This window comes from Planctomonas deserti, assembly GCF_003067705.1.
Classification (GTDB): domain Bacteria; phylum Actinomycetota; class Actinomycetes; order Actinomycetales; family Microbacteriaceae; genus Planctomonas; species Planctomonas deserti.
The window spans coordinates 611,255-628,627 of the sequence record NZ_QANL01000002.1; the positions used below are offsets into that span (position 1 = coordinate 611,255).

The window sequence follows — 17,373 nt, forward strand, 5'->3', positions numbered from 1 at the left end:
GCGTGCCCGAACCGGGGTGCGGTACCGACGTGGGTACATCCCAGCTAAGGAGTCAATGTGGACGCCCGTTCACCCGGCACGGCCGCAGGCCAGTCGGCCGTAGAGAAGTCCGCGATCCGCAAGGTCGCCGTCCGCCTCGTGCCCTTCGTGGCGCTGATGTTCTTCATCAACTACCTCGACCGCACCGCCATCGGTTTCGCCTCGCCGAACGGCATGAACGACGACCTCGCCCTGTCCGCAGCCCAGTTCGGCTTCGCGTCCGGCGTGTTCTTCATCGGCTACATCCTGCTCGAGGTGCCGAGCAACCTCGCCCTGCACCGTTTCGGCGCCCGCCGCTGGCTCGCCCGCATCATGGTGTCCTGGGGCATCGTCGCGCTCCTCTTCACCTGGGTCGGCAACTTCGAGCAGCTCGTCGTGCTCCGCTTCCTGCTCGGTGTCGCTGAGGCCGGCTTCTTCCCCGGCGCCATCCTCTTCCTCAGCCTCTGGGTCCCGGCGCAGCACCGCAGCAAGATCCTCGCGCTGTTCTACCTGGCGCAGCCGCTCACCACGGTCATCGGCGCCCCGCTCGCCGGCCTCCTCATCCAGCAGGAGGGCGTGTTCTTCGGCCTCGAGGGCTGGCGCTTCATGTTCTTCGGCGTCGCCATCCCCGCAATCATCGTCGGCATCATCGCCTGGTTCTACCTGAAGGACAGCCCCCGCGACGCGAAGTGGCTGACGACCGAGGAGCGCGACTGGCTCACCAACGCGCTCGAGACGGAGAAGGCCGCGACGAGCAAGCAGAGCGGTCACGTGAGCATCCGCCACGCGTTCAGCAGCGGCCGGGTCTGGACCCTCTCGTTCATCTACTTCGGCTTCATCTACGGCCTGTACGCGCTCGCCTTCTTCCTGCCGACCATCATCGAGGGCTTCCAGTCCGAGTTCGGTACCGAGTTCGACGTGTTCCAGAAGGGCCTCATCACCGCGGTCCCGTACGTGCCCGCCGCCATAGCCCTGTACTTCTGGTCCCGCGACGCGACGCGCCGCGGCCTGAAGACCTGGCACATCGTCATCCCCGCCCTGGTGGGCGCCGCCAGCATCCCGCTCGCGCTGTTCGCGGGATCCCCGGCCCTCACGATCGCGATCATCGCGATCACCGCCATGGCGATCTTCTCCGCCCTGCCCAACTTCTGGACGCTGCCCACCCGGTTCCTCACCGGCGCCGCCGCGGCCGCGGGCATCGCGCTCATCAACACGGTGGGCAACCTGGCCGGCTTCTCCGCTCCGTACCTCACCGGTGCGATCGCGGACTGGACCGGCGGGTTCGAGGTCCCGATGTTCGTGGTCGGCTTCTTCATGCTGCTCTCCGCGATCCTGATGCTCGTCCTGTCCCGCCGCGGCACCACCGGCAACGCCGGCCCCGCGGTCGACGGTCACGAGGTCGCCGTCGGCACCGCGCCGATCGGTCACTGACCGGTCGGTGGCCCGCCCGCAGCCGCCCGTATCGGGGCGGGCGGGCCACCGCACCGCGCAGTCCCCGCGACGCGGACGCGCAGCTGCACCGCCGCACCGCCGCACCGCCGCACCGCCGCACCGCCGTGATGCCGTCGCCGGGAACCCGGTGGCGACACCGTCCGGCCGTACCACTACTTCCTCGCGCACTGGAGCCCATCCCCTCATGACCCGCCTGTTCAACGACCCGCACGACTTCGCCGACGAGATGATCGACGGCTTCGTCGCCGCCAACCGCTCCCGCGTGCGTCGCGTGCCGGGCGGCGTCGTGCGGAGCACCCGCTCCGAGCCCGGCACCGTCGCCGTCGTGATCGGCGGCGGGTCCGGCCACTACCCGGCCTTCGGCGGCCTCGTCGGCCAGGGCCTCGCCCACGGCGCAGCGATGGGCAACCTGTTCGCCTCGCCCTCCGCCCAGCAGGTGCACTCCGTGGCCACGGCCGCGCACGGCGGCGGGGGAGTGCTGCTCAGCTACGGCAACTACGCGGGCGACGTGCTGCACTTCACGCAGGCCGAGGAGCGACTGCGCGCCGAGGGCGTCGACTGCCGCACGGTCGTGGTGACCGACGACGTGTCGAGCGCCCCGCTCGCCGAGAAGCACAAGCGCCGCGGCATCGCCGGCGACCTCACCGTCTTCAAGTCCGCGGCCGCCGCCGCCGAGGCGGGCTACCCCCTCGACGAGGTGGTGCGCGTCGCGCAGTCGGCCAACGAGCGCACCCGCTCGTTCGGCGTCGCATTCTCCGGCTGCACGCTGCCCGGCGCGAGCGAGCCCCTCTTCACCGTGCCCGAGGGCCGCATGGCCATCGGCATGGGCATCCACGGCGAGCCCGGCATCGGCGAGTCCGGCGTGCCGACGGCCGACGAGCTCGCGCAGCTCTTCGTGTCCACCCTGCTCGGCGAGCTTCCCGAGGGCGTCCCTGGCCCCCGCGGGCAGCGCGTCGCCGTGCTGCTCAACGGCCTCGGCGGCGTGAAGTACGAGGAGCTCTTTGTCGTCTACCGCCGCGTCGCGCAGCTGCTCGAGGCCGAGGGGCTCGAGGTCGTCGAGCCCGAGGTCGGCGAGCTCGTGACGAGCTTCGACATGGCCGGCGCATCCCTCACCCTGTTCTGGCTGGACGACGAGCTCGAGCGCCTCTGGAACGCGCCCGTCGACACCCCTGCGTACCGCAAGGGCTCCGTCCTGCCCGCCGAGCAGCTGGCCGAGGCCGAGCTCGTCGAGGACGCCGCCGTCGCCGTGCCGCCGTCGACCCCGGAGTCGCGCGAGGTCGCCGTGCTCGCCCGCACCGCCATCGACGCCATCGCCCGGGTCGTGGACGAGAACGTCGAGGAGCTCGGCCGCATCGACGCGGTCGCCGGAGACGGCGACCACGGCATCGGCATGCAGCGCGGCTCGCGAGCCGCCAGCGCGGCGGCCGCCGAAGCCCTCGCCGCGGGGGCGGGAGCGCAGACCCTGATCGAGCGCGCGGCGGACGCCTGGGCGGATCGCGCGGGCGGCACGTCCGGCGCCCTGTGGGGCGTCGCCCTCCGCGCCGTCGCCTCCCACCTCGGGGACCAAAGCCGTCCCGAGGCGGCCGCGGTCGCATCCGGGGTGCAGGCGGCGAAGAATGGGATCATGACCTTCGGCAAGGCCGAGGTGGGCGACAAGACCATGGTCGACGCGCTCGTCCCGTTCAGCGATGCGCTGAGCCGAGAGGTCATGGCGGGTGCACCCCTTGCGGTGGCCTGGTCGTCCGCAGCGGACGCCGCGACCTCCGCGGCCGCCGCCACGGCGGACCTGCTGCCGCGCATGGGACGTGCCCGTCCGCACGCTGAGAAGAGCCTCGGCACACCGGACGCGGGCGCATACTCGTTCGGTCTCATCACAGAGGCAATAGCCGCGGTGCTCGCGGCCGGAGGCACCGGCACTCCCGGTGCGGGATCCGCCGCGTCGAGCACCGCAGAACAGGGAGAAACGAAATGACCGAGAAGCTTCGCCTTGTCGTCGGAAGCGACGACGCCGGATTCGACTACAAGGAGGCCCTCAAGCGGGACCTCGAGGGCAGCGACCTCGTCGAGTCCGTGACCGACGTCGGCGTCGACGCCGACGGCCACACCGCCTACCCGAAGGTGGCCATCGCGGCCGCCGAGCTCGTGGCCGAGGGCAAGGCCGACCGCGCCCTGCTCGTCTGTGGCACCGGCCTCGGCGTCGCCATCTCCGCCAATAAGGTCAAGGGCATCCGTGCCGTGACCGCGCACGACAGCTTCTCCGTCGAGCGTGCCGTGCTGAGCAACAACGCCCAGGTGCTCACCATGGGGCAGCGCGTGATCGGCCTCGAGCTCGCCCGCCGCCTCGTCCGCGAGTGGCTGACCTACCGCTTCGACGAGTCGAGCGCGAGCGCCGACAAGGTGCGCGTCATCGACGAGTACGAAACCACCGGCTCCTGCTGATGGCGCCCCGCGTCACGGTCGGCGTGAGCCTGAAGATGTACTTCGGGCATCGTCAGGCTATCGACTGGTGCCGCAGCGTCCGCGCACTCGCGGAGTCGCACCCGGCGGTCGCGAACGGATCCGTCGGGCTGTTCGTCATCCCGAGCTTCGTCGCGATCGCCCCGGCCGTCGCCGAGCTCGCGGGCACGCCCGTGCTCGTCGGCGCGCAGGATCTCTACTCGGAGGACCGGGGCGCGTTCACCGGTGAGGTGAGCGGCGCGGAGCTCGCGGAGGCGGGCGCCCGCGTCGTCGAGGTCGGCCACGCCGAGCGTCGGCGCCTGTTCGGCGAGACCGAGGAGGTCGTGGCTGCGAAGACCGCCGCCGCCCTCCGCAACGGCCTCACCCCGGTGCTCTGCATCGGGGAGGCCGCGAACACGGGAGCCGCCGACGCCGTGGCCGAGTGCGAGCGACAGCTGTCGAGCGCCCTGGCCGACGCCCCAGGCGGCGCCGTGATCGTGGCGTACGAGCCCGTCTGGGCGATCGGGGCCGAGCGTCCGGCCGAGGCGGAGTACATCCGCCGGGTGACCTCCGAGCTGCGCCGGGTCGTGGCGGGACTTCCGGGCAGGGACGGCAGCGCCGTCATCTACGGCGGCAGCGCCGGCCCGGGCCTGCTCACCGAGCTGGGCGACGACGTGGACGGACTGTTCCTCGGCCGCTTCGCGCACGACCCCGCCGCCCTCGGCGCGGTGCTCGACGAGGCAGCGGCTCTGGCCGCGACGCGCGCCGAGACCGTGGAGGCCGGGCGATGATCGGGCTCAGCACCTACGCGTTCTTCTGGCAGCACTCCGAGCGCGCTCCGCAGCCGCTGACGCTGGAGGAGATGCTGCGCCGCACCCACGCGCTCGACGTCGAGGTGTTCCAGATCTGCGACTTCCAGCCGCTTCTCGGCTACTCCGAGGCGCAGCTGCGCGACGTGCTCGCCCTCGCGGACGACCTCGGCATCCACCTGGAGCTGGGCACCCGCGGCGTGCAGGCCGAGCACCTCGCCCGGTTCCTGCGCATGGCGGAGATTCTGAAGGTCGGGCTGGTGCGGAGCATGATCAACACCGCCGATCACCGCCCTACCCTCGCCGAGGCGCAGCGCCTGCTCGAGGAGGCCCTGCCGGCGTACGAGGACCTGGGCGTGAACCTGGCGCTCGAGACCTACGAGCAGATCAGCTCGAAGGATCTGGTCTCGCTCGTGGAGACCGTCGCCAGCCCGAGCCTCGGCATCTGCCTTGACCCGGCCAACAGCCTCGCCGCGCTCGAGACCCCGAACGAGGTCATCGACCGGTGCGCGTTCTGGACGACGAACATCCACGTCAAGGACTTCGCGTTTACCCGACGCGACGGCTGGGTCGGCTTCACCCTCGAGGGGGCGGAGCTCGGCTCGGGGCTGCTCGACTACGAGTACCTCATGCGCACGGTCGATCCGCAGTCACGCGGCATCAACCGCATCATCGAGCACTGGCTGCCCTGGCAGGGCTCCTTCGAGGAGACCGCGCAGATCGAGAACCGCTGGACCGAACACAACCTCGCCTATCTAAGGAGTAATGAATGAGCACGACCACCTCGACCCACACCATCGCCGTCATCGGCGCCGGCGGCAAGATGGGCATGCGCGTGTCCAACAACCTGCAGAAGACGGACCACACGGTCTTCTACAGCGAGAACTCGCCCGCGGGCCAGGAGCGCATCGCCGCGACCGGCCGCACGGTGACCGACACCGAGACCGCGGTCACCGACGCCGACGTCGTCATCCTCGCCGTGCCGGACGTGGTGCTCGGGGCCGTGTCCGCCTCGGTCGTGCCCCAGCTGAAGAGCGGCGCCATCGTGCTGACCCTCGACCCCGCCGCCGCGTACGCGAACCTGCTGTTCAAGCGCGACGACATCGAGTACGCGGTCGCCCACCCCTGCCACCCCTCCGTCTTCGTCGAGCGCCACACGCCCGAGGAGTACGCGGACACGTTCGGCGGCATCGCCGCGAAGCAGGAGGTCGTCGCCGCCCTCGAGTCCGAGAACGCCGAGGCCCGCCAGGTGGCCGAGGAGGTCATCCGTGTGATCTACGCGCCCGTCATCGACGTGCACTGGGTGACGGTCAAGCAGCTTGCCTACCTCGAGCCCACCCTCGTCGAGACGGTCGCCTGCATGGTCGGCGACCTGCTCCGCGAGGCGCTGCACGAGACCGTGCACACGGTCGGCGTGCCCGAGGCGGCTGCCCGCGCCATGCTCCTCGGCCACACCCAGGTCGCGCTCGCGAACACCCTGAAGGGCGACAACCCCTTCTCCGACGCGTGCCTCATCGCCATGGAGTACGGCCGCGAGTCGATCATCAAGGACGACTGGAAGAAGATCTTCAGCGACGACCAGCTCGACCACGTGATCACGCGCATGCTGCACCTCAAGGAGATCGTGCGCTAGACCCGTGTCGGATGCGGGGGCCGCCCGAGCGGCGGCCCCCGCCCCTAAGCTCGGCCCCGGGCACCGTTGCCCTTCCCGCGGTGGTCCACCAGCTGTATCGACCCAGTCAGAACCGATTCGGAGCACCCCATGGTGAGCACTGAGACCGCATCCCTCTTCCTGCACCCCGACCGCAACCTCGGCATGGAGCTCGTGCGGGCCACCGAGGCCGCGGCCATTCGCGCGGCACCGTTCATCGGGCGCGGGGACAAGAACGCCGCGGACGGCGCCGCCGTCGACGCGATGCGCAAGTTCCTCGGCACCGTGCACTTCGACGGGCTCGTGGTGATCGGCGAGGGCGAGAAGGACAAGGCGCCCATGCTCTTCAACGGCGAGCACGTGGGCAACGGGCGCGGACCGGCGTGCGACATCGCCGTGGACCCCATCGACGGCACCAGCCTGACCGCGGCCGGCCGGCCCAACGCGCTGTCCGTCATCGCGGTGTCCGACCGCGGCAGCATGTACAACCCGGCCGACGTGTTCTACATGGACAAGATCGTCACCGGCCCCGAGGGCATCGGCCTTGTCGACCTGCGCCGCCCGATCGGCGACAACCTGCGCGCCCTGGCGGCGGCGAAGGGGAAGCCCGTCGAGGACATGCTCGTCGCCGTGCTCGACCGGCCCCGGCACGCGCAGCTCATCGAGGACATCCGGGCGGCGGGCGCCGGAACCCGCCTGCTGCTCGACGGCGACGTCGCTGGCGGCGTGAACGCGGCCCGGCCGGGGTCGCGCATCGACATGTGCGTCGGCGTGGGCGGAACGCCCGAGGGCGTCATCACGGCGTGCGCGGTGAAGGCGCTGGGCGGCTTCATCCAGGGCAGGCTCCACCCGCAGAGCGAGGCGGAACACACGGCAGCGCTTGCCGCCGGCCATGACCTCGACCGCGTGCTCGAGGCCGACGACCTCGTGAGCGGGTCCAACACCTACTTCGTCGCGACCGGCGTGACCGACGGCTTCCTCCTCGACGGGGTGCGCCGCGCCGGGCCGGTCATCTCGACGGAGAGCATCGTGCTGCGCTCCCACTCGGGCACGGTCCGCCGCGTGGCGGCCGACCATCTCATCGAGAAGTGGCTCTAGCTCGCCCGCGCTGAGAGACGTCACCCACGGTCCCTGAGCCCGCCGAAGGGACGCAACACCCGCGCTTCCTGTGCCGCCCCGACGGTCCCTGAGCCTGTCGAAGGGACGCGGCGTTCGTACGGTCCCTGAGCCCCCCACGGTCCCTGAGCCTGTCGAAGGGACGTCCGGCGACCCGCCCCCGTCGCGCGTTGTTCCCCCTGCCACTTTCAGGATATGGCCGCCCCCGGGGCTTGCCGCAAGGGCCCGGTCCGGCGCCAGGATGGTCGGCCGTGGCGGGCGGAGCCGCCGCGAGGAGGGGGACCGGAATGACGGACGTGATCATCGTCGGCGGGGGACCGACCGGCATGATGCTGGCGAGCGAGCTGCGGCTGCACGATGTCGACGTGCTCGTGCTGGAGAGGGATGCGGAGCCGAGCGCGATGGTGCGCTCGTTGGGCCTGCATCCGCGGAGCATCGAGATCCTCGATCAGCGCGGCCTGCTCGACCGGTTCCTCGCGCACGGCACGCGATACCCCGGCGCCGCGCGCTTCGCGGGCATCGACCGGCCCTGGCCTCCCGACCTCGATACGGCGCACGGATACGTGCTCGGCATCCCGCAGCCGGTCACCGATCGCCTCCTGACGGAGCGCGCCGTGGAGCTCGGCGCCGACATCCGCCGAGGTGCGGAGATGATGGGCGTCGAGCAGGACGACGACGGCGTCACCGTCGAGCTCGCGGACGGCGCGCGGTTGCGTTCCACCTGGCTGGTGGGCTGCGACGGCGGCCGCAGCCGGGTGCGGCGGCTGCTGGGGATCGCGTTCCCCGGCGAGCCCGCACGGAACGAGTGGCTGCTCGGGGAGGTGGAGGTCACGACGCCGCCCGACGAGGTGGCCGCCGCGGTGGAGGAGATCCGCAGGACGCACCGCGGCTTCGGTGTGGGCCCGGCCGGGAACGGACTCTTCCGCGCGGTCGTGCCCGCGGGAAGCGTGTCCGAGGACCGGAGCACGCCGCCCACCCTGGACGAGCTCCGCACACAACTTCGCGCGTTCGCGGGCACCGACTTCGGGGCGCGCTCCCCGCGCTGGCTCTCCCGCTTCACCGACGCGACCCGGCTGGCCGAGTGCTACCGCGAGGGTCGGGTATTCCTGGCCGGCGACGCCGCGCACGTGCACCCGCCGCTCGGCGGCCAGGGGCTGAACCTCGGCATCCAGGACGCGTTCAACCTCGGCTGGAAGCTCGCCGCGGCGGTCGCCGGCTGGGCGCCGATCGGGCTCCTGGACAGCTACGACACCGAGCGCCGCCCGGTGGCGGACGACGTGCTGACCATCACCCGCGTGCAGTCCGAGCTCATCTTGCCGGAGCCCGGGCCCCGGGCGGTGCGCCGCCTCCTGCAGGAGCTGATGGGCGTCGAGGAGGTGAACCGCCTCCTGATCGAGAGGATCACCGGCATCGGGATCCGCTACGACGTCGGCGCCACTCACGAGGGCCATGAGAACGGCACGCGCGACGGCCATCGCGGGGACGGGGACGCCCTGCTCGGCAGGCGCCTGCGCGACATCGCGCTGTCCCGGGGTCGGCTCTACGAGCGGATGCGCGACGGTCGCGGGCTGCTGCTCGACCGCATCGGCGTTCTCTCCATCGCCGGCTGGGAGGACCGGATCGACCGCGTCACAGACGTCGGCGACGAGCTGAACGTGCCCGCCGTCCTGCTGCGCCCCGACGGCCACGTGGTGTGGGTCGGCGACGATCAGCGGGATCTGCTCAATCGGCTGCCGCGCTGGTTCGGCGCCCCCGCGCTGGGCTGAGGCCTACTCGCGGGCGCCCTCGAGCTCGTCACGGATGCCGGCCAGCTCGTCGCGGGCCCCGTCGAGCTCGGCGAGCAGCTCCATGGCCGTGAGGTCGCGCGTGGTGTCCTCGATGACCGCGAGCGGCGGCAGGAGCTTGGACGAGTCGAGCGCGCTGAGCCGGCGCGCGGACGGCAGCACCTGCCGCTCGAGGGAGCCGACGAAGCGGTTGTAGTCCGCGACGGTGCCCTTGATGGAGCGACCGAGCTTGTCCACGTGATTCGCGGTCGTGGCGATGCGCGAGTACAGCTCGCGGCTGAGGTCGAACAGCTCCTTGGCGTCCTCGGTGAGCACGCTCTGCTGCCAGCTGAACGCGACGGTCTTCAGCACCGACCACAGCGTCACGGGGGAGGAGAGGGCGACGCGCTTGCTGAACGCGTACTCGAGGATGGACGGGTCGGCCTCGAGCGCGGACGCGACGAGGGACTCGCTCGGGATGAAGGCGATGACCATCTCGGGGCTCGAACCGAGCCCGGACCAGTAGGTGCGGCTGCCGAGGGTGGTGATGTGGTCGCGCACAGCCTTCACGTGCTGCTGCACGAGGCGCTCGCGTCGGGCGAGCTCGGGGGCCGGTGCGCTCGCCGGGATGGCGCTGGCCTCGAGATAGGAGGTGAACGGCACCTTCGCGTCCACGGCGATGCTCTTGCCGCCGGGCAGGTGCACGACCATGTCGGGCCGGCCGGCGCCCGCATCCGAGCTGATGCTGGACTGCACGTCGAAGTCGACGCGCTCCAGTAGTCCGGCGGCCTCAACCACGCTGCGCAGTTGGGTCTCGCCCCAGACGCCGCGGGTGCTGTTCGAGCGCAGCGCGGCAGCCAGCGACTCGGCCGTGGCCCGCAGCCGCTCCTCGGACTCCGTGGCGGCCCGCAGCTGCTCGCTCAGCTCGCCGTACTGCTGGTGGCGCTGCTCCTCGAGCTCCTGCACCTTGCGCTGCACGGCCTGCAGGGTCTCTTGCACGGGGCTCAGAGCCACGAGCACGCGGCCGTCGGACTCGGCGCGCTCGGCCTCTGCGGCCTGCAGCTCGCGGAGACGGGTCTGGAAGTCGCGCAGGCGCTCCTCCTGCTGGGCGGACTGCTCGCGATGCATCCGGCCCGTCTGCTCGAGCCGTTCGCGGAACTGCGACTCCGAGCGCTCGAGCTGCTCCCGGCTTCCGGCGAGGGCGGCGCGCATGGCCGCGAGCTCGGCGCCGAGCTGCGCCCGAGCGGACTCCTCGGCGGCGCGGAGTTCGCTCAGCTCGGCGCGGTGCCGGGCGTCGACGAGTGCGGGGTCGACGCCGTCACCGTCCCGCTTCGACTCGGCGGCGCGGCGGGCGAGCAGCATGGCCGTCGCGAGCGCGCCGATGGCACCTCCGACCAGGAGGCCCAGGATCAGGAACAGCAGCGCATCCATGCCCTCAGTGTCCCGCCGACCACCGACATCACCCGGCAGCCCGCGCCGCGCCGCCCCGCCGCTGTGCACAACTCGTACGCCGCCCTGTCCCGACTTCAGGCTGAGCCGTCGCCGCCCTGTTCCGGAATTCAGGCTGCGCCGTCGCCGCCCTCTTCCGGACTCAGGCTGAGCGGCGACACGCCGTGTTTGGGAGCCTCGAAACGCCGGCGTGTCGCAGCTGAACCTGAATCGTGAACGGCAGCCGCTGGGGAGGAGGGGTTGGGGTACCTCCAGCACCCCCGCAACTAGCCCGACGCGGCGCGCCCGTCAGCTCAGCTCGGTGACGAATCCAATCGTGTTGCCGTCGAGGTCGGTCAGCTCGAAGTAGTCGACGACGCCCTCGACATGCTGCAGCTCCGACACAGGCAGGCCGAGACCAAGGAACCGCTGCCGCTCGCCGGAAGCATCCGCGACGCTGAGATTGACCGAGATGCCCTCGACGCCCGCGCGCTCAGGCGACTCCGCCAGCTGCAGCCAGAACGGGCCGAGGTCGAACTCGCTCAGTCCGTCCATCGGCACGAGATCGGGTTCGCCGAGCTCGAAGGCCGCGCGGTACCAGGCGACGGCGAGGGTCAGATCCTTCACGGGGATACCGACGGTCACGGACTTCAGCTGCATGCAAGGAACCTATCGCCGGGTGACGCGCGACCGCACTAGCCCTGAGCATCGACTCCCGCAAATCGAGCAGGGGCGAGCCGACCGGTAGAACGGGGCGGACAGGCGCAACCGCTGAGCGCGTCAGCTCAGCGCCATCGCGCGGTTGAGCGCGCGCTCCTGCTTCTCGGCCCGCGCGCGCACCTTGGCGAGCGCCGCCTCGTGGCTGATCGTGCCGATGGTGACGCCGGCCGCATCCGCGAGGTGCGACATCGTCTCCACCTCATGCCGCTTCGCCGCGTGGATGACGATGGCCGCGCAGGCCTCGGCGTCGGCGAGGGCGTCGTGGTGTGCGAAGTCCTCGAAGCCAGCGGCCATCGCGGCGACGGGCAGGCGGTAGGAGTCGAGGTGGTAGGTCTTGCGCGCGACCTGCAGGCTGCACAGGTAGGAGTACTCGGGGCACATCAGGCCGCTCGCGATGCAGGCCGCTGAGAGCACGCCCATGTCGAACTGGGCGTTGTGAGCGACGAGGTGGTCGTCCTCGGCGAAGGCGACCAGGTCGTCCAGCTGGTCAGCCCAGCCGAGGGCGGCGATCACGTCCGAGGCGCGGATCCCGTGGATGCGCGTGTTCCACTCCGAGAACTCGTCGTGCCCCAGTGGCGGGCGGATGAGCCACCCCGCGCGATCCACGACGCGACCGCCTCGTACCTTCACCAGCCCCACGGAGCACGCCGAGGCGCTCGAGGAGTTGGCGGTCTCGAAGTCGATTGCGGTGAAGTCCAGTGACACGCTGGTCATGCTGACACGGGCCTCCGACGCTGCCGGGTTGCCACGCCCTGACCCCGTGCAGAGGTATCGCGAGTGCGGCGGCCGACCCCATCCACAGGAGCGGCGGGATGCAGCGCCCGCGCCACCCGGAGGGCCCGCGCATCTCCTCCCCGTACGATGGACTCCCGTGGCTCTCACTATCGCAATCGTCGGGCTGCCCAATGTGGGCAAGTCCACCCTCTTCAACGCCCTGACCAAGAACCAGGTGCTCGCCGCGAACTACCCGTTCGCGACCATCGAGCCGAACGTCGGCGTGGTGAACCTCCCCGACCCGCGCCTCGACGTGCTGGCGGGCATCTTCAGCAGCGAGCGCATCCTGCCCGCGCCGGTGTCCTTCGTCGACATCGCCGGCATCGTGCGCGGCGCGAGCGAGGGGGAGGGGCTCGGCAACAAGTTCCTCGCGAACATCCGCGAGGCGGACGCGATCGCGCAGGTCATCCGCGGCTTCGAGGACTCCGACGTCGTGCACGTCGACGGCCGCGTGGATGCCGCGAGCGACATGGAGACCATCAACACCGAGCTGATCCTCGCCGACCTCGAGACGCTGGAGCGCGCCGAGGCCCGGTACGAGAAGGAGATCAAGGGCCGCAAGCTCGACCCGAGCGTGCTCGAGACCGCGAAGGCCGCCCACGCCTACCTCGACACGGGCAAGCCGCTGTCGTCGTCGAGCATCGACCTCGAGCCCGTCCGCGAGCTCGGCCTGCTCACCGCGAAGCCTTTCATCTACGTCTTCAACGTGGACGAGACCGTGCTCACCGACGACGCGAAGAAGGCCGAGCTCGCCGCCCTCGTCGCGCCGGCCGAGGCCATCTTCCTCGACGCGAAGATCGAGTCCGAGCTCATCGACCTCGACCCCGAGGATGCCGCGGAGCTGCTCGCCAGCACCGGCCAGGACGAGAGCGGGCTCAACCAGCTCGCCCGCATCGGCTTCGACACTCTCGGCCTGCAGACCTACCTCACGGCGGGTCCCAAGGAGACCCGCGCCTGGACCATTCACAAGGGCTGGACGGCCCCGCAGGCCGCCGGCGTGATCCACACGGACTTTCAGAAGGGCTTCATCAAAGCCGAGATCGTCTCCTTCGACGACCTCGTCACCGCCGGCTCGATGGCCGAGGCCCGTGCCAAGGGCAAGGCCCGCATTGAGGGCAAGGACTACGTGATGCAGGACGGTGACGTCGTGGAGTTCCGCTTCAACGTGTAGCTCGAGCGAGTTAGCTCGGAGGCGAACCCGTCTCGCTTCACCTGAACGAAGGAATCACATGCCTGTACTCGCCATCATCGGAGCCGGACCGGGACTCGGGGCGGCTGTAGCGCGACGGTTCGGGCGCGAGAGCTTCTCCATCGCCCTGATCTCCCGCAATCAGTCGAAGCTCGACGCGATGGTCGCGGACCTCGAGGCGAGCGGCCTCACGGCGCGTGCTTACACCGCGGACGTGCGAACGCCAGCGGCCCTCGAGGACGCCCTCGCGCGTGCCGCCGCCGAGCTGGGCCCGGTCACCGCTCTGCAGTACAGCCCCTTGCCCTCCCGCGACTACCTGAAGCCGGTGCTCGACCTGACGCCGGAACTGGCGCTGGAGGCCCTGCAGTTCTCCGCTCTCGGACTCATCCACGCGGCCCGCGCGGTGCTCCCCGCCATGCGTGAGGCGGGAAGCGGCAGCATCCTCCTCATCAACGGCGGAACCTCGGTGAAGGCACGCGCCGGCTTCGCGGGGACCTCGATCGCGTTCCCCGCCGAGAGCGCCTACGGTGAGATGCTGCACGACGCGCTCGAGGACGAGGGCGTCAACGTCCGGCAGCTCGTGATCCCGGGGGGTATCCCCAAGCTGCAGCTACCCAACGGCATCGACGACGTCGCCGACCGCATCTGGGACCTGCACGCCGGTGCGGCTCCGTTCCGCACCATGCTCATCCCGCTCGAGGAGGGCCGCGAGTAAGCCCAGGCACGGCGACCCCTGGCGGCGGGGGCGGCCGAGTGGCATGATGCGGTCATCCTTCGAATAGGGGGGCCATGATGGCCGGCCGTGGTGCTCTTCGACCAGGCCGCCGCTCCCGGGCAACGACGCTCCGGCTCCTGGCGGTCTTACTTGTGCTCGCATTCGGCGTGGGGTTCACCGCTCCCGCCCGAGCAGTCGACTACGGACACGACGTCTCGTGGCCGCAGTGTCCTGGCGGTCTTCCGATGCCGCCCGAGGACACGGAGTTCGTGGTCGTGGGTCTGACGAACGGACTCGCGTTCACCGAGAACCCGTGCCTCGCGGGGCAGTTCCAGTGGGTGCGCGACCGGGGCGTCCGGGCTCAGGCCTACGCCATGGCCACGTTCCCGACGACGGCGCAGTACACCACCTACGGCGACGACGGACCCTGGCCCGCGATCACGAGGCCGGACCGGCTGCGCAACGTCGGCTACGCGGAGGGGCGCGCCGCCATCGCGTCCGTCGACGAGGTGCGCTGGCGTCCGGAGAGGATCTGGGTCGACGTCGAGCCCCGCCCCCGGCAGCCCTGGCCCAGCTCGACAGCGGCACAGCGGCAGGAGAACCGGTACGTCATCTCCGGGCTCCTGGCCGCACTGAGAGACGCCGGATACCCGACCGGCATCTACTCCTACGCGAGCGGCTGGGAGGAGATTACCGGATCGTGGCAGCTTCCGGACGTGCCCGTCTGGTCGCCCGCGGGGCGCCTCGACCGCGCCAGCGAGGCATCTGACCTGTGCCTGAATCGCAGCTTCTCCGGCGGCCCCGTGCACCTCACGCAGTGGACCGACGGCACCTACGACTACGACATGACGTGCACCGGGGTCTATCAGGCCCACGTCGCGACGATCGGCTGGCAGTCGAGCGTCTCGGACGGCGCGACGGCGGGCACGACCGGTCGGTCGCTGCCGATGGAGGCGCTGCGCCTCTCTGTCGCAGGTGACCGCCTATCCGGCGACATCCTGTGGCGAGGGCATGTGCAGTCGATCGGATGGCAGCCCTGGACGACGTCGGCCTCCGCGATCGGGACCACCGGGCGCGGACTGCGCCTGGAGGCATTTCAATTGCGCCTGACGGGTGACCTGGCCTCGCAGTACAGCATCCGGTATCGGGCCCACGTTCAGGACATCGGCTGGCAGCCGTACGGGGTCGACGGAGCCACCGCCGGCACGGTCGGGCAGAGCCGCCGGGTGGAGGCCGTCACGATCGAGCTGGTTCCGAAGGTCGCACCGGCGTTCACCGCCGTGTACGCCGCCCACGTGCAGGACCTCGGCTGGACGGCGAACGTGTCGGACGGGACCGTCGCCGGCACCACGGGCCGGTCCCTCCGGGTCGAGGCGCTGCGCCTGAAGGTCTCCAGCACGGCCTTCGCTGGGGACGTCGAGTGGCGGGGGCACGTGCAGTCGATCGGTTGGCAGCCGTGGACGTCCTCGGCCAATCCCATCGGCACGTCCGGGCAGCGGCTGCGCCTGGAGGCGTTCGAGATCCGGCTGACCGGCGAGATGGCGAACCGGTACAGCATCCACTACCGCGCCCACGTGCAGGACGTCGGCTGGCAGTCCTGGGTCACGGACGGCGGAACCGCGGGCACGACGGGTGCGGGCAAGCGGATCGAGGCGGTGCAGATCCTCCTCGCGCCCCGGTAGCGCGGCTTGCGCGAGTTCCCGCCGAGGACAGGACCGGTGAATCCCTCCCCTACCGGTGGATCCCTCGCCTACCGGTGGATCCCTCGCCTACCGGTGGATCCCTCGACTGCCGCCGCAGCGTGCCGTCAGCTACCCGCGGCCCTGCGGACGTAGTCAGTGATCGTCTTCTCGGTCTCCGGGGTCAGCGCCTTCAGGGCGAACGAGGTGACCCAGAGGTCGCCGTCGTCGAGCTGCGCGGCCTCCTCGAAGCCGAGCGTTGCGTACCGTGTGGTGTACTTCGACGCGGCCTTGAAGAAGACCACGATCTTGCCGTGCTCGTCCGCGTAGGCCGGGAAGCCGTACCAGGTCTTCGGCAGAAGTTGCGGGGCGACGTCGGCGACGATGCGGTGGATGCCCTCGGCGAGGGTCCGGTCCTCGTCCGGCATCTCCGCGATCGCCTCGCGGACGGCCTGCTCGCCCGCGGCCCGCGACTTCCCGGCCTTCTCCTGGGCGCGCAGTTCCGCGGCCCGCTGCTTCACAGCCTCGCGTTCCTCCTTGGACAGTCCGGCGGTGCTCTCAGCCATGTTCTGCTCCTTTGCGGTCTGGTCCTGGGCCCTCCGCGGCCCTGGCATCACGTTACGACTGTTCCTCCCCGGTCCGCTTCCCCGGGTCCGCTCGGCCGTCCGCCAGGCCGTGTGCCGATCCTTCTGCGTGAGGACGCGGCGAGGAGCCCACCGGGCCCGGATGCATCCGCGCCCACGCCGAGGTCGCACACACGTCGGGGGCGTAGCGTTCGGGAGGCTTCGCTCCAGCTGTAACCCGGGCGCGAGGCCGCCGGTCAGCACGCAGGAAGTGGGATCCGTCATGGAGATATCGCGCACGGCACCGCCGCTGCCGGGTTACACCGTCGCCGCCCAGGAGTGGCGGCGGGTCGCGTTCGTCCACTGGCGGGTTCCGGTGGAGCGGGTCGCTCCGCTCTTGCCGCGCGGGGTCGTCCCCGACGTCTTCGATGGTTCCACCTGGGTAGGCCTGATCGCCTTCGAACTGGGGGATGCGCGGGTAGGACCGCTCACCGTGGGCGCACGCTGGGGATCCTTCACCGAGGTCAACGTGCGGCTGTACGGGGTGGACGAGCAGGGGCGGCGGGGCGTCGTGTTCCGGTCGCTCGAGGCGTCGAGCCTGCCGGCGGTGCTCGCGGCTCGAGCCCTCTTCTCCCTCCCGTACATGTGGGCCCGTAGCGAGCACCGGCCCCGCCCGGGCGGCTGGGAGTACGCGTCGCGCCGCATCGTCCCGTTATCGGCGGAGCCGGGTCCGCGGTTCCAGCTCGCCGTCACGGTCGACCCGACCCGCACGGTGGACGACGAGCTGTCGCAGTTCCTCACCGCCCGGTGGGGGCTCTTCCAGGAGCGATTCGGCCGCACGCAGTGGCTGCCGAACGAGCACGAGCCGTGGGTGCTGCACCCGGCCGGGGTGACGTTCCTCCACGACGAGCTGATGGCGGCCGCGGGGCTCCCCGGCGTCGTCGACGGGCCGCCGGACTCCGTGCTCTTCAGCCCGGGCGTGAACTCGAGGTTCGGCCGGGGCAAGTGGCTCAACTAGTGCGAGGACGACCGACGCGGGTTCGGTTCCTGGATCACTGGG

At 71.0% G+C, this 17,373-nt stretch carries 16 protein-coding genes; 12 read left to right on the forward strand and 4 right to left on the reverse strand.

Features of this window, described 5'->3' with window-relative positions:
* Window positions 1-57 precede the first annotated feature (57 nt).
* The 8 genes from DAI20_RS09020 to rox all read left to right on the forward strand — a co-directional run bounded on the left by DAI20_RS09020 (window position 58) and on the right by rox (window position 9,248).
* Window positions 58-1,449, forward strand: a complete 1,392-nt coding sequence (locus tag DAI20_RS09020; protein ID WP_205781400.1) for an MFS transporter — start codon at window positions 58-60, stop codon at window positions 1,447-1,449.
* Between the two features lie 205 nt (window positions 1,450-1,654).
* Complete coding sequence (locus tag DAI20_RS09025) at window positions 1,655-3,442, forward strand: dihydroxyacetone kinase family protein (RefSeq protein ID WP_108250225.1); 1,788 nt, start codon at window positions 1,655-1,657, stop codon at window positions 3,440-3,442.
* Window positions 3,439-3,909, forward strand: a complete 471-nt coding sequence (locus DAI20_RS09030) for a ribose-5-phosphate isomerase (RefSeq protein WP_108250226.1) — start codon at window positions 3,439-3,441, stop codon at window positions 3,907-3,909. Before DAI20_RS09025 ends, DAI20_RS09030 begins: the two co-directional genes overlap by 4 nt.
* On the forward strand, window positions 3,909-4,697 hold the full coding sequence (locus DAI20_RS09035) for a triose-phosphate isomerase family protein (RefSeq protein ID WP_108250227.1): 789 nt from the start codon (window positions 3,909-3,911) through the stop codon (window positions 4,695-4,697). The genes DAI20_RS09030 and DAI20_RS09035 overlap by 1 nt, the downstream gene beginning before the upstream one ends.
* A complete protein-coding gene (locus DAI20_RS09040) occupies window positions 4,694-5,488 on the forward strand; it encodes a sugar phosphate isomerase/epimerase family protein (RefSeq protein ID WP_108250228.1) in 795 nt (264 codons plus the stop codon). Before DAI20_RS09035 ends, DAI20_RS09040 begins: the two co-directional genes overlap by 4 nt.
* Window positions 5,485-6,348 (forward strand): phosphogluconate dehydrogenase C-terminal domain-containing protein, encoded by an 864-nt coding sequence (locus DAI20_RS09045; RefSeq protein ID WP_108250229.1) that lies wholly within the window; start codon window positions 5,485-5,487, stop codon window positions 6,346-6,348. Before DAI20_RS09040 ends, DAI20_RS09045 begins: the two co-directional genes overlap by 4 nt.
* Before the next feature lie 129 nt (window positions 6,349-6,477).
* The gene (gene glpX, locus DAI20_RS09050; protein ID WP_108250230.1) at window positions 6,478-7,464 is read left to right on the forward strand and encodes a class II fructose-bisphosphatase; all 987 of its coding nucleotides are present in this window, start codon (window positions 6,478-6,480) and stop codon (window positions 7,462-7,464) included.
* 305 nt (window positions 7,465-7,769) lie between these two features.
* Complete coding sequence (gene rox, locus DAI20_RS09055; protein ID WP_108250231.1) at window positions 7,770-9,248, forward strand: rifampin monooxygenase; 1,479 nt, start codon at window positions 7,770-7,772, stop codon at window positions 9,246-9,248.
* 3 nt (window positions 9,249-9,251) lie between these two features.
* Here the strand turns inward: rox and DAI20_RS09060 are convergent, their stop codons facing one another.
* The 3 genes from DAI20_RS09060 to DAI20_RS09070 all read right to left on the reverse strand — a co-directional run bounded on the left by DAI20_RS09060 (window position 9,252) and on the right by DAI20_RS09070 (window position 12,098).
* Complete coding sequence (locus DAI20_RS09060; protein WP_108250232.1) at window positions 9,252-10,676, reverse strand: DNA recombination protein RmuC; 1,425 nt, start codon at window positions 10,674-10,676, stop codon at window positions 9,252-9,254.
* Between the two features lie 306 nt (window positions 10,677-10,982).
* The gene (locus DAI20_RS09065; protein WP_108250233.1) at window positions 10,983-11,333 is read right to left on the reverse strand and encodes a VOC family protein; all 351 of its coding nucleotides are present in this window, start codon (window positions 11,331-11,333) and stop codon (window positions 10,983-10,985) included.
* A 120-nt stretch (window positions 11,334-11,453) separates the two neighbouring features.
* A complete protein-coding gene (locus DAI20_RS09070) occupies window positions 11,454-12,098 on the reverse strand; it encodes an exonuclease domain-containing protein (protein WP_108250611.1) in 645 nt (214 codons plus the stop codon).
* 166 nt (window positions 12,099-12,264) lie between these two features.
* Between DAI20_RS09070 and ychF the strand changes: the two genes are divergently transcribed.
* The 3 genes from ychF to DAI20_RS09085 all read left to right on the forward strand — a co-directional run bounded on the left by ychF (window position 12,265) and on the right by DAI20_RS09085 (window position 15,753).
* A complete protein-coding gene (gene ychF / locus DAI20_RS09075; RefSeq protein ID WP_108250234.1) occupies window positions 12,265-13,338 on the forward strand; it encodes a redox-regulated ATPase YchF in 1,074 nt (357 codons plus the stop codon).
* A 58-nt stretch (window positions 13,339-13,396) separates the two neighbouring features.
* Entirely contained in the window at window positions 13,397-14,071 is a 675-nt protein-coding gene (locus tag DAI20_RS09080) for an SDR family NAD(P)-dependent oxidoreductase (protein ID WP_108250235.1), read from the forward strand.
* Between the two features lie 245 nt (window positions 14,072-14,316).
* The gene (locus tag DAI20_RS09085) at window positions 14,317-15,753 is read left to right on the forward strand and encodes a hypothetical protein (protein ID WP_240605991.1); all 1,437 of its coding nucleotides are present in this window, start codon (window positions 14,317-14,319) and stop codon (window positions 15,751-15,753) included.
* Between the two features lie 125 nt (window positions 15,754-15,878).
* Here the strand turns inward: DAI20_RS09085 and DAI20_RS09090 are convergent, their stop codons facing one another.
* The gene (locus DAI20_RS09090; protein WP_108250236.1) at window positions 15,879-16,316 is read right to left on the reverse strand and encodes an iron chaperone; all 438 of its coding nucleotides are present in this window, start codon (window positions 16,314-16,316) and stop codon (window positions 15,879-15,881) included.
* 280 nt (window positions 16,317-16,596) lie between these two features.
* Here DAI20_RS09090 and DAI20_RS09095 point away from each other — a divergent pair, with 280 nt between their 5' ends.
* The gene (locus tag DAI20_RS09095) at window positions 16,597-17,331 is read left to right on the forward strand and encodes a YqjF family protein (protein ID WP_108250237.1); all 735 of its coding nucleotides are present in this window, start codon (window positions 16,597-16,599) and stop codon (window positions 17,329-17,331) included.
* Window positions 17,332-17,373: the final 42 nt, after the last annotated feature.

Bases quoted from the DNA above. Each gene is read 5' to 3' on its own strand.
- DAI20_RS09085 (WP_240605991.1), top strand. From the start codon at position 14,317: ATGCCGCCCGAGGACACGGAGTTCGTGGTCGTGGGTCTGACGAACGGA.
- DAI20_RS09025 (WP_108250225.1), top strand. From the start codon at position 1,655: ATGACCCGCCTGTTCAACGACCCGCACGACTTCGCCGACGAGATGATC.
- DAI20_RS09040 (WP_108250228.1), top strand. From the start codon at position 4,694: ATGATCGGGCTCAGCACCTACGCGTTCTTCTGGCAGCACTCCGAGCGC.
- glpX (WP_108250230.1), top strand. From the start codon at position 6,478: ATGGTGAGCACTGAGACCGCATCCCTCTTCCTGCACCCCGACCGCAAC.
- DAI20_RS09030 (WP_108250226.1), top strand. From the start codon at position 3,439: ATGACCGAGAAGCTTCGCCTTGTCGTCGGAAGCGACGACGCCGGATTC.
- DAI20_RS09065 (WP_108250233.1), bottom strand. From the start codon at position 11,333: ATGCAGCTGAAGTCCGTGACCGTCGGTATCCCCGTGAAGGATCTGACC.
- rox (WP_108250231.1), top strand. From the start codon at position 7,770: ATGACGGACGTGATCATCGTCGGCGGGGGACCGACCGGCATGATGCTG.
- DAI20_RS09035 (WP_108250227.1), top strand. From the start codon at position 3,909: ATGGCGCCCCGCGTCACGGTCGGCGTGAGCCTGAAGATGTACTTCGGG.
- DAI20_RS09090 (WP_108250236.1), bottom strand. From the start codon at position 16,316: ATGGCTGAGAGCACCGCCGGACTGTCCAAGGAGGAACGCGAGGCTGTG.
- DAI20_RS09045 (WP_108250229.1), top strand. From the start codon at position 5,485: ATGAGCACGACCACCTCGACCCACACCATCGCCGTCATCGGCGCCGGC.
- DAI20_RS09080 (WP_108250235.1), top strand. From the start codon at position 13,397: ATGCCTGTACTCGCCATCATCGGAGCCGGACCGGGACTCGGGGCGGCT.
- DAI20_RS09095 (WP_108250237.1), top strand. From the start codon at position 16,597: ATGGAGATATCGCGCACGGCACCGCCGCTGCCGGGTTACACCGTCGCC.
- DAI20_RS09060 (WP_108250232.1), bottom strand. From the start codon at position 10,676: ATGGATGCGCTGCTGTTCCTGATCCTGGGCCTCCTGGTCGGAGGTGCC.